This window comes from Saccharopolyspora hirsuta (assembly GCF_008630535.1).
GTDB lineage: Bacteria > Actinomycetota > Actinomycetes > Mycobacteriales > Pseudonocardiaceae > Saccharopolyspora > Saccharopolyspora hirsuta.
Genome location: NZ_VWPH01000018.1, coordinates 1 through 10,993, shown reverse-complemented (window position 1 = coordinate 10,993; position 10,993 = coordinate 1). Strand labels below are relative to the sequence as shown.

At 71.6% G+C, this 10,993-nt stretch carries 5 protein-coding genes; 4 read left to right on the top strand and 1 reads right to left on the bottom strand.

Translation table 11 applies throughout. The annotated features are described in order from the left end of the window. Nucleotides 1-32: 32 nt before the first annotated feature. Nucleotides 33-1,778: an NAD+ synthase gene (locus F1721_RS30725; RefSeq protein WP_150070339.1), complete on the bottom strand. Its 1,746-nt coding sequence runs from the start codon at nt 1,776-1,778 to the stop codon at nt 33-35. Nucleotides 1,779-1,921: 143 nt separating this feature from the next. Between F1721_RS30725 and F1721_RS30720 the strand changes: the two genes are divergently transcribed. The 4 genes from F1721_RS30720 to F1721_RS30705 all read left to right on the top strand — a co-directional run bounded on the left by F1721_RS30720 (nt 1,922) and on the right by F1721_RS30705 (nt 10,510). Then, nucleotides 1,922-3,445 carry an alpha/beta hydrolase gene (locus F1721_RS30720; protein WP_150070459.1) on the top strand — a complete coding sequence of 508 codons (1,524 nt, stop codon included), beginning with the start codon at nt 1,922-1,924 and terminating at the stop codon, nt 3,443-3,445. 108 nt (nt 3,446-3,553) lie between these two features. Further along, nucleotides 3,554-5,164, top strand: a complete 1,611-nt coding sequence (locus F1721_RS30715) for an SLC13 family permease (protein ID WP_150070338.1) — start codon at nt 3,554-3,556, stop codon at nt 5,162-5,164. 56 nt (nt 5,165-5,220) lie between these two features. After that, nucleotides 5,221-6,564, top strand: coding sequence for a glutamine synthetase family protein (locus F1721_RS30710; RefSeq protein WP_150070337.1), 1,344 nt, complete (start codon nt 5,221-5,223; stop codon nt 6,562-6,564). Nucleotides 6,565-6,847: 283 nt separating this feature from the next. Continuing rightward, nucleotides 6,848-10,510: an FkbM family methyltransferase gene (locus F1721_RS30705; protein WP_150070336.1), complete on the top strand. Its 3,663-nt coding sequence runs from the start codon at nt 6,848-6,850 to the stop codon at nt 10,508-10,510. The last annotated feature ends 483 nt before the right edge of the window (nt 10,511-10,993 follow it).

Genomic DNA, 10,993 nt, shown 5'->3' with positions numbered 1-10,993 from the left:
GACGTGGACCCGCACCTGGACGACTGACGTCGTCACGGCGCGATCTCGCGCCAGCGGTTGGTCAGCGGCAGCCGCCGGTCCCGGCCGAACGCCTTGAACGTGATCTTGGTCCCCGGCGGGTACTGCCGCCGCTTGTACTCGGCCCGGTCCACCAGCTGCAGCACCCGCTCGACCAGCTCGGCGTCGAAGCCCTCGGCGACCAGGTCCGCGTAGCTCCGGTCGCCCTCCACGTAGCCGTCCAGCACCACGTCCAGCACGTCGTACTCGGGCAGCGAGTCCTGGTCCACCTGCCCCGGCCGCAGCTCCGCCGACGGCGGCTTGGTGATCGAGTTCTCCGGGATCGGCGGCACCTCGCCGCGCTTCTCCGCGTCCGCGTTGCGCCACTTCGCCAGCTTCCACACCAGCGTCTTCGGCACGTCCTTGATCGGCGCGAAGGCGCCCACCGCGTCGCCGTAGATGGTCGAGTAGCCCACCGCCAGCTCGGTCTTGTTCCCGGTCGCCAGCACCAGGTGCCCGCGCTGGTTGGACAGCGCCATCAGCAGCATCCCGCGGGCGCGCGCCTGCACGTTCTCCTCGGCCAGCCCGGTCAGCTCCAGCTGCCGCACGTACACCTCGACCATGTCGGCGATCGGCTGCACCTCGAAGTGGCACCCGATGCGCTCGGCCAGCTCGGCGGCGTCGGACCGCGAGTGCTCGGAGGAGTAGCTCGACGGCATCGAGACGCCGTGCACCGCGTCCGCGCCGAGCGCGTCGGCGGCCAGCGCCGCGACCACCGCCGAGTCGATGCCGCCGGAGAAGCCGAAGGTCACCGAGCGGAAGCCGTTCTTGTGCACGTAGTCCCGCAGCCCGGTGACCAGCGCGCCCCACACCTCGGCCTCGTCGTCCAGCGGTTCGGCCGGGGGAGCGGGCGGCAGCGGCTCGTAGCTCGGCAGCGGCTTCGGCTCCAGCACGATCCGCTGCACGTCGAAGGCGGGCATCCGCATCGGGCCGGGCTCGCTGGACACCGTGGTCGAGGTGTGCCCGCCCGCGGTCAGGTCCAGGTCCTGCAGCAGGAGGTGCTCGGCGAACTGCGGTGCCCGCGCGGTGATCTCGCCGTCCGCCGCGGCGATCATCGAATCGCCGTCGAAGACCAGTTCGTCCTGCGCGCCGACCAGGTTGACGTAGGCCATCGGCGCACCGGCCTCCGCGGCCCGCCGCACCACCAGCGGGGTGCGGACGTCGTCCTTGGCGCGCTCGTAGGGCGAGCCGTTGAGGCAGACCACCAGGTCCACCCCGACCTGGCCCAGCGCGGCCACCGGACCGCCGTTCTGCCAGATGTCCTCGCAGATCACCACGCCGACGTCGAGCCCGTGGAACCGCACGATCGGCAGGTCGAAGCCGGGCGCGAAGTAGCGGGCCTCGTCGAACACGCCGTAGTTCGGCAGGTGGTGCTTGTGGTAGGTCGCCACGACCTCGCCGCCGTGCAGCAGCGACGCGGAGTTGCGCGGCCCCTGGTCGTCGCGGCCGAGGTGCCCGACGACCACCAGCGCGTCGCCGCAACCGGCGTCCTGCAACCGGCGGGCGAGCTGCTCGACCTCGGCGAGGTTCGCCGCGGCGAACGACTTGCGCAGCGCGAGGTCCTCGACCGGGTAGCCGGACAGCACCATCTCCGGGAACGCCACCAGGTGGGCGCCCTCCTGCACCGCGCGGCGGGTCCACTCCAGGACCATCGAGCTGTTCCCGGCGATGTCGCCGACGCATGCGTTGACCTGTGCGAGTGCGATGCGCAACTGGGGCATGACCCCATCTTCGCGCACCCGACCGGGCGGTGTCGTCCCGCCCGGCGCGACTCACACCTGCTCGTGCATGTCACGATCCAGTGGTGAACCGCCTACTGACCGTGCTTTCCGCGCTCGCCGTGCTGAGCGCCGCCGCGTGCAGCATGCCGACCCAGGCTCCTCCGCCGCTGCAGCCGCACACCGATCAGAAGGGGCCGGTCGGACCCGTCCCGCCGGGCCTGGAGCGGTACTACGGGCAGGCCTTGGCCTGGGGGCCGTGCGCGCCCTACGCCAGGACCGAGAGCGATCGCGCCTCCTACGCCAACCCGGGCCTCGAGTGCGCGCGCCTGGAGGTCCCGCTGGACTACGCCGCCCCGCAGGGCCAGGTGATCACCATCGGCGTGCTCCGCAGCCCGGCCGCCGACCAGCAGCAGAAGATCGGTTCGCTGCAGCTCAACCCGGGTGGTCCCGGTGCGTCCGGGATGAGCACGGCGGCGAGCCTGGCCGGGTCGCTGCGCAACTCCGAGCTGGGGGAGCGGTTCGACCTGATCGGCTTCGACCCGCGCGGCATCGGCGCCTCCGAACCGGCGGTGCGCTGCCTGACCGACCAGGAGCGCGACGCCAAGCGGCTGGACTCCGACGCGGACACCTCGCCGAGCGGGGTCGCGCAGACCGAGCGGGAGGAGCGCGACTACGCGGCCAAGTGCGCCGAGCGCACCGGCACCCAGCTGCTGGCCAACGTCGGCACCCGCGACGTCGTCCGCGACATGGACGTGCTCCGCTCGGCGCTCGGCGACGAGAAGCTCAACTACCTCGGCTACTCCTACGGCACCCGGATCGGCGCGGAGTACGCCGAGCAGTTCCCGGGCAACGTGCGGGCGATGGTGCTCGACGGCGCGATCGACCCCGGCCAGTCGGCCATCGACCAGCTGGTGGCCCAGGGCGCGGGGTTCCAGCGCGCCTTCGACGACTTCGCGGTCTGGTGCGCGGCCCGCCAGCAGTGCTCGCTGGGCCACGACCCGAAGGCCGCGGTCGCGCAGTTCCAGCAGATCACCCGCCCGCTGGTCGAGAACCCGGCGCGCGCCGGCGACGGCCGCGAGCTGTCCTACACGGACGCCTCGATGGGGGCCATCCAGGCGCTCTACGCGCCCAGCCTCTGGAGCCAGCTGGACAGCGGGCTCGCCGAGCTGCGCCAGGGCAGCGGCCGGACCCTGCTGGCGCTCGCGGACAGCTACTTCAGCCGCGACCAGAGCGGTCGCTACTCCAACACCACCGACGCCTTCGACGCCGTGCACTGCGTCGACGACCAGCGCGTCCTGGACCCGCAGCAGCGCCGCGAGGCCGACCGCCGCTACCGCGAGGCGGCACCGTTCCTCGACGACGGCAACCCGCCGAGCGCGGCGCGCGACATGTGCGCCTTCTGGCCGGTCCCGGTCACCGGCGAGCCGACCGACCCCGAGGTGGGTGCGCTGCCCCCGACGCTGGTGATCTCGACGACCGGCGACCCGGCAACGCCCTACGACGCGGGCGTCAAGCTGGCCGAGGCGCTGCACGGCAAGCTGCTCACCTACGAGGGCACCCAGCACACGGTCTTCCTGCAGGGCATCACCTGCGTCGACGACGCGGGCACGAAGTACCTGGTCGACCTGACCGTCCCCGCGAACGGGGCCCGCTGCGAGTCGAAGTGACCGGAAGGCGCCTCCCCGCGCGGGAGGCGCCTTCCGCCGCTCGCACCACCGCCACGGCGGCCGAACGGACGATGGTGAACTGAATCACACCGCGCCTATCGTCTGGGAGTGGACAAAGGGGACGGTGGGCGCGAGAGCAACGAGCAGAGCGTGACGTCGGTGCTGCTGTCCGGCAGCACGTACCGGGGACTGGGCGAGCAGGTCCTCTCCCCGGCCGAAGAGCGGTTCGAGCGGGCTCGCCGCACCGCCGGGCTGTTCCTGGCCCCGGCGCTGGCCGTCCTCTTCCTGCTGCTCCCCACCCAGCTCGAACCGGCCCAGCACAAGCTCGCCGCCGTGCTCCTCGGCGTCATCGTGCTGTGGGTCTGCGAACCGGTGCCGATCCCGGTCGGCGGGCTCATCGGCGTCGGCGCGATCGTCGTCCTCGGCGTCCTGCCGCCCGACGACGTGCTCGCACCGTTCGGGTCCTCCACCGTGTTCACCTTCATCGGGGCGTTCATCCTCGCCCAGGCGATGCTGCGGCACGGCCTGGCCAGGCGCTTCGCGTTCACCATCCTGTCGCTGCCCGGGGTCGGCCGCAGCGCCGCGCGGGTGATCATCGCCTTCGGCGTGATCACCTGCCTGCTGTCCGCGGTGGTCTCCAACACCGCGACCGTCGCGATGCTGCTGCCCACGGCGGTCGGCATCCTCGCCGTCATCGCCGAGCTGGTCCGCAAGCAGCTGCCCGAGGGCGCCCCGTTCGACCCGCTGCGGCTGCGTGTCGGCGTCGCGCTGATGCTGATGCTCGCCTACGGCGCCAGCGTCGGCGGCCTGCTCACCCCGATCGGCTCGCCGCCGAACCTGATCGGCCGCGGCCTGATCGAGGAGGCCACCGGCCAGCGCATCTCCTTCCTGCAGTGGATGGCCATGGCCGCGCCGGTCTGCCTGCTGATGTTCGTCGTGCTGGCCGGGGTCCTGCTGCTGCTCAACCGGCCCGAGATCAACAAGCTCTCCGGCGTCGAGGACTACGTCGCAGCCGAGCGCGCCAAGCTCGGCAAGCTCTCGCGGGCGGAGAAGAACACCCTGATCGCTTTCGCCACCACCGTCGTGCTGTGGGTGACGCCGGGCGTGGTCGCGCTGGTCGCGGGCAACGACTCGCCGGCCTACGACCTGATCAGCGACCGGCTCGACGAGGGCATCGTCGCGGTGCTCGGGGCGTCGCTGCTGTTCCTGCTGCCCACCGACTGGTCCCGGCGCCGCTTCACGCTCACCTGGACCGAGGCCAGCCGCATCGACTGGGGCACGGTGGTGCTGTTCGGCACCGGCATCATCTTCGGCTCGCTGCTCGCCGAGACCGAGCTCGCCCAGACCATCGGCCGGGGCGCGGCCGCTGCGCTGGGCTTCTCCAGCGTCATCGCGATCACCGTCTTCGCCATCGCGCTGGCGGTGCTGATCTCCGAGACGACCTCGAACACCGCCGCCGCGGCCGTGGTGGTGCCGATCGTCATCCCGATCGCGGTCGCGGCCGGGGTCAACCCGTTCGTGCCCGCCCTGGCGGCCACCTTCGCGGCCTCCTTCGGGTTCATGCTGCCGGTCTCGACCCCGCAGAACGCGGTGGTCTACGGCTCGGGAGCGGTGCCGATCACCAAGATGATCCGCTCCGGCGCGGTCTTCGACGTGGCCGGTGCGGTGCTGATCGCGCTCGTCCTGCCGCCGATGATCGCGCTCATCGGGTTCGGGTAGTCCCGGGTTCACGGACCAGTTACGCGATTCGGCGCCGGAACTCTTAGGCTGCGTGCATGAACCGCCAGCAGGAGTTCGTGCTCCGCACCTTGGAGGAACGTGACATCCGCTTCGTGCGGCTGTGGTTCACCGACGTCCTCGGCATGCTCAAGTCGGTGGCGATCTCGCCGGCCGAGCTGGAAGGCGCCTTCGCCGAGGGCATCGGGTTCGACGGCTCGGCGATCGAGGGGTTCGCCCGGATCTACGAGTCGGACATGGTCGCCAAGCCGGACCCGGCCACCTTCCAGGTGCTGCCCTGGGAGACCCCGGACGGGGAGCACTACTCGGCCCGGATGTTCTGCGACATCCACATGCCGGACGGCTCGCCGTGCTGGTCGGACCCGCGCCACGTGCTGCGCCGCACCCTGGCCCGCGCCACCGAGTCGGGCTTCACCTGCTACGTGCACCCCGAGATCGAGTTCTTCCTGCTCAAGAACCTGCCCGACGACGGTTCCGAACCGGTCCCGGCGGACTCCGGCGGTTACTTCGACCAGTCCAGCCACGACACCGCCCCGCACTTCCGGCGCAACGCCATCGAGACGCTGGAGGCGATGGGCATCTCGGTGGAGTTCAGCCACCACGAGGGCGCGCCCGGCCAGCAGGAGATCGACCTGCGCTACGCCGACGCGCTGACCATGGCCGACAACGTGATGACCTTCCGCTACGTGGTCAAGGAGGTCGCGATCACCCAGGGCGTGCGCGCCTCCTTCATGCCGAAGCCGTTCAGCGCGCAGCCCGGCTCCGGCATGCACACCCACTTCAGCCTCTTCGAGGGCGACCAGAACGCCTTCTACCACCCGGAGAACCCGTTCGAGCTCTCCGACATCGGCCGCGCGTTCGTGGCCGGGATCCTGCACCACGCCCGCGAGATCAGCGCGGTGACCAACCAGTGGGTCAACTCCTACAAGCGCCTGGTGGTCGGCGGCGAGGCCCCGACCGCGGTGTGCTGGGGCCACGCGAACCGGTCCGCCCTGGTCCGGGTGCCGATGTACTCGCCGGGCAAGGCGTCCTCCCGCCGCGTCGAGGTCCGCAACCTGGACTCGGCCTGCAACCCGTACCTGGCCTACGCGGTGATCCTCGCGGCGGGCCTGCGCGGGGTGGACAAGGGCTACGAGCTGCCGCCCGCCACCGAGGACGACGTCTGGAGCCTGACCGAGCGCGAGCGCAAGGCAGCCGGTTACGCCAACCTGCCGCAGAACCTCAACGAGGCGCTGGGCGAGCTGGAGTCCTCCGAGCTGGTCGCCGAAACCCTCGGCGAGCACGTCTTCGACTTCTTCCTGCGCAACAAGCGCGAGGAGTGGAACTCCTACCGGAGCCACGTCACCCCGTACGAGCTCCGAACCCTCATGCCGATGCTCTGATCGAAGGTGTTCCAGGCTCGTTCTGCGGTGCGGGTGGCGGAACCTCAGAGGCCGCGGCGGTGCCGGTTGCGAGGGTGGGCTAAGCGGCTGGCGCCGCTTCAAAGACAACGAATCGGTTGTCGAGCACGACACGCCGGGGCGCGTCGGAAGCGGTGAGGAACGGTCGGGATCGGCCGTGGTCATCGCGCTCCCGATGAGGGTGCGCGGACCGAGTTCGTCACAGCTGCTGGGGCTGGTGGGGTTGGGCTTCTGGTCGGTGCTCGGATAGCGATAGGTTGCGCCCGTGACTGATTCGCAGGCGAAGCACGACCCGATCAGCTCCGGGAGCTCCGAGGAGTCCTCCCTGCAGTCCGGTGTGCTGGAGCAGTCGGCGGAGCTGTTCGAGCCGGAGTGGCCGGCGGAGACGCCGGAGGAGCCGGTGTCGGGCACCCTGCTCGGGTGCACCCTGGCCTGCCCGGACCAGCTCCCGGCCGCCAGGGTCCTGCGGGACACCTTCCGCCGCCACCACCCGAGCGCGCGGTTCGCGCTCCTGCTGGTGGACCGGCCGGGACAGGTGGAGGCGGACGCCCTGTCGGTCGCCGACATCGGCATCGACCCGCAGGAGTTCGCCCGGCTGGCCACCGGGTGCACCGCGGAGCAGCTGCGCAACGTGCTGCGCCCGCGCTTCCTGCAGCACCTGCTCAAGACCGGTCACACCACGTTGTACTTCGAGCCGTCGGTGCAGGTCTTCGGCCGCTTCGACGACCTGCTGACCGGCCTGACCCCGGACCGCCCGGTCGCCCTGGTGCCGCGCGTGCTCCGCCCGCTCGCGGTGGACGGCCTGCGCCCCAGCCCGGCCGACCTCGCCGAGTCCGGCACCTTCGACCCGAGCGTGTTCGCGGTCCGCCCCGGTGCCGAGCAGCTGCTCGAGACCTGGGTGGAGCAGCTGCGCAGCGACCCGACGATGGCCACCCCGGTGCTCGACGACGCCCCGGCGCTCGTGGACCACAAGGTGATCCGCGATCCCGGCGTCGGCCTCTCGGTGTGGAACGCCGCGCAGCGCGAGCTCGCGACCACTGCCGACGGCAGCCACACCGTGGACGGCGCGCTGCTGCGCAGCGTGCACTTCGACGGCTTCCAACCGCAGCGTCCATGGCTGCTGTCCACCGCCTACGCCGACCGCCCGCGCGTCCTGCTGTCCGAGCACCAGACGCTCGCCGGGCTGTGCGCCGGTTACCGGAACGCGCTGGTGGAGGCGGGGTACACCCGCGAGGAGCCGCACCCGTTCGACGCCCTGCCGGACGGCGTCGTGCTCCCGACCACCCTGCGCGGCGAGTACCTCGCGGCGTGGCTCGACGGCCAAGCCCCGCCGAGCCCGTTCGAACCGGACGCCCTGCCGGAGTTCCTGTCGTGGGCCTGCGCCCCGGCCGACGACCAGCAGCGGGCTGCGGGCGGTTCCCGCTGGACTGCGGCGGTGTGGGCGGACGACCCGGTCCTGCGCCGCGACTACCCGGACCCGTTCGGCGCGGACGCGGAGGCCTTCCACGAGTGGTGCGTCGGGGTCGGCGTGGCCAGCGGTCGCGTCCCGGCCGAGGCGGTGCACCGCCGCATCGACAACCGCGCGGCCCTGGTGGACCAGCTCGGGGTGGCGGTCCTGGGCGACGGCCCGCTGGCCGAACTGGTGCGCGACGCGGTCCGCGCCTCGGGCCTGCCGTCCGCGGACACCGCCTACTACCCGGTCGTCCTGCGCTGCGCCCCGGACCTGCCGGTCCCGGCTGGCAGGTACGTGATCGACGTGCACACCGGCGCGGTCGGTTCCGACGACGTCGCCGAGACCTGGGTGCTCTCCGAGAGCAGCCGCGCGGTGGCCCGCCGCAGCGGCGCGAAGACCCGGGTGGTCACGCTGCCCGCGCCCGAGCGCGAGCTGGTGGACCTGCCGACGCGGAAGGGCGCTCGCGCCCGCCTCGGGCTGTCCGACGAGTTCGTGATCACCACCTGCGCCGATCACGCCACCGAGCGCGCGGACAACGCCTTGGGCGCGGTCAGCGCGTTCCTCACCGCGTTCCCGGAGCGCAACGACGTGCGCCTGCTGATCGGCGTCGTCGGTGCCGGTGAGTTCCCCGAAGCCGCCGAGCGCCTGCGCCTGGCCACCGCGGCCGACCCGCGCATCCAGCTCATCGAGGACGAGCCCGACCTCCGGACCCTGCTGTCCGCCGCCGACTGCTTCACCTCGCTGCACCGCGGCGGCGCGACCGACGACCACGTCCTGCGGCTGCTCGAGGTCGCCGCGCACGGCATCCCGGTGATCGCCGGGGACCACGGCGCGGTCGCCGAGATCTTCGGCGCGGAAGCAGCCCGCCTCGTGCCCTGCCAGGGCCCGGGCGAACCCGACATCGACGCGGCGGCGGAACTGCTCCGCGAGGCCGCCGACGACGCGGACGCGACCGCCGCCTTCGGCGTCGCGGCGCGCGACAACCTGCTCGCCACGCACACCGTGGCCCGAGCTGGTGCTCGCCTGCGCGAACGGGTCGAGCACGCCTACCGGAACTGGCGGACGAAGTGGTCGACCGACCGCCACGGCCAGTTCGACGACCCGCTGCGCCCGCTGCTGGTGGCCCGCCACGCGCTGCACCGCGCGCCCGACACGGGCGTGAGCAGCCGCAACGCGATGGCCCCGGCCCTGCGCAAGGCGGTGCTCAAAGCGCTCAGCCACTACGACGAGCACATCCGCGACGTCATGCGCTCGCTGGTCGACGGCGTCGAGCAGACCGCATCGGAACTCCTGCGCCGCCAGTACGAGGCGGACGGCGACGGCGACGTGGAGGCGATGCGCGCCCAGCTCGCCCAGCTCGCCCAACGCCAGGACCAGCTCGGCGCCCAGCTCATGGGCACCGAGGACGGAGTGGTCCGCGCCCGCGCCGACCTGGCCGAACAGCACCGCCGACTGCGCGAGCTCGAAAGCGGCTCGGTCGACGACCACCGCGTGGACGCCCTCGCGGAGCGCCTGGACAGCCTGACCGGTGCGGTCGAGCGGATCCTCGACCGGATGGATGCGCTGGAGAAGCGCCAAACCCCGGACCAGAACGTCGAAACGTCCGTGCGCGCGGCCTCCGCCGACGCGGCGAACGCGTTGCAGCGCACCGACGTCCTGCAGCGCATCCTGCTGCGCGAGCACGAGCGCAACACCGGAGCCGGGGACGGCACGACAACACCGGTCCTCTGCGACGCGGGCCTGCTCCGCCTGCCAGCCGACGACAGCTTCATGCTCCCCTGGCTGTCCTCCCACCCGACCTGGGACTCCGACGTCTCCGCGCTGATCGACTCCCTGCTGGAGCCGGACGGGATCTTCCTCGACATCGGTGCCTACGTCGGCTACCAGACGGTCCGGGTGCTGAGCCGCCTCGGCAACAGCGGGGCGGTGGTCGCGGTGGAGCCCTGTCCCCGCAGCGCGGAGCTGCTCAAGCGCAACGTCGAGGTCAACGTCCCCGCAGCCTGGGGTCACCGCATGGTCCTCCTGGAAGGCGCGGCCTGGGACGCCCCGTGCGACATGACCTCCGAGGTATCGCTGGCCGGGGGCTTGTCGGTGCAACCGGCGGAGGACGGTGCGGAAGCATCCGTGCGCGGCATCCGCCTGGACCGGGAGCTGGAGGGCCACGCGGCCCTGCAGGACCTGAAGCTGTCCGTGGTGCACGTCGACGTGGGTGGGCGGGTGCACCGGGTGCTCGGCGGCCTGGTCCGCCTGCTCCGCCGGGACCGCCCATCGATCGTGTGCTCCTTCACACCGGACGCGATCAGCCAGCTGGGTGACGATCCGGCGGCCGCGCTCCGCGAGTTCGGCACCTGGGGCTACGAGCTGGTCCCGGTCGGCCGAACCCGCCCGGTCGGGGCCTCTGACCTGCTGGAAGCGATCAGCGCGGCCGGTTCGGCGAGCACCGTGAAGCTCTGGCTGCGCCCGAAGCACAAGTAGCCGCGATCCGCTGTCCGAGCGAGGTCAAGCGGCTGACCAGGCGATTTGACTTTGACGCAGCGTGTGCGTAACTTTCTCCTCGCCGCACGGAAAGCCGGACGGACCAGGACGCGAAGTCCTGGCGAGGACGGCAGCGGGAGCGCCCCGGAGAACGGATACGATCTCCGCGGAGCGCAGACCGACCGGGGCGCGCGGTTTGACACCGCGGAGCGCACCGGGTAACGTAAAGCGGTCGCCAGGTAGCCGATGAGGAAACCGGGCGTGTTGATAACTCAAGCAAGGCTTGATCTTCGGAGAGATCAGCGAGGGGTACCCCCCTGAAACCCCGAAAAGAGCGCCTGCTAGAGTTACCGGCACACGAAAGCGAACAGAGGAAATGCTCCCCGGAGCTGCACGGCCGTGAGTGGTTGTGGGTGATGGTGTGGGTGTGTTCTTTGAGAACTCAACAGCGGACTGTTTTGGTTAGTGTTCTTGTATGCCCCC

What these genes read in the sequence shown, in the direction of transcription:
- F1721_RS30710 (WP_150070337.1), top strand. Translation starts at nt 5,221, where the DNA reads ATGAACCGCCAGCAGGAGTTCGTGCTCCGCACCTTGGAGGAACGTGAC.
- F1721_RS30725 (WP_150070339.1), bottom strand. Translation starts at nt 1,778, where the DNA reads ATGCCCCAGTTGCGCATCGCACTCGCACAGGTCAACGCATGCGTCGGC.
- F1721_RS30720 (WP_150070459.1), top strand. Translation starts at nt 1,922, where the DNA reads ATGCCGACCCAGGCTCCTCCGCCGCTGCAGCCGCACACCGATCAGAAG.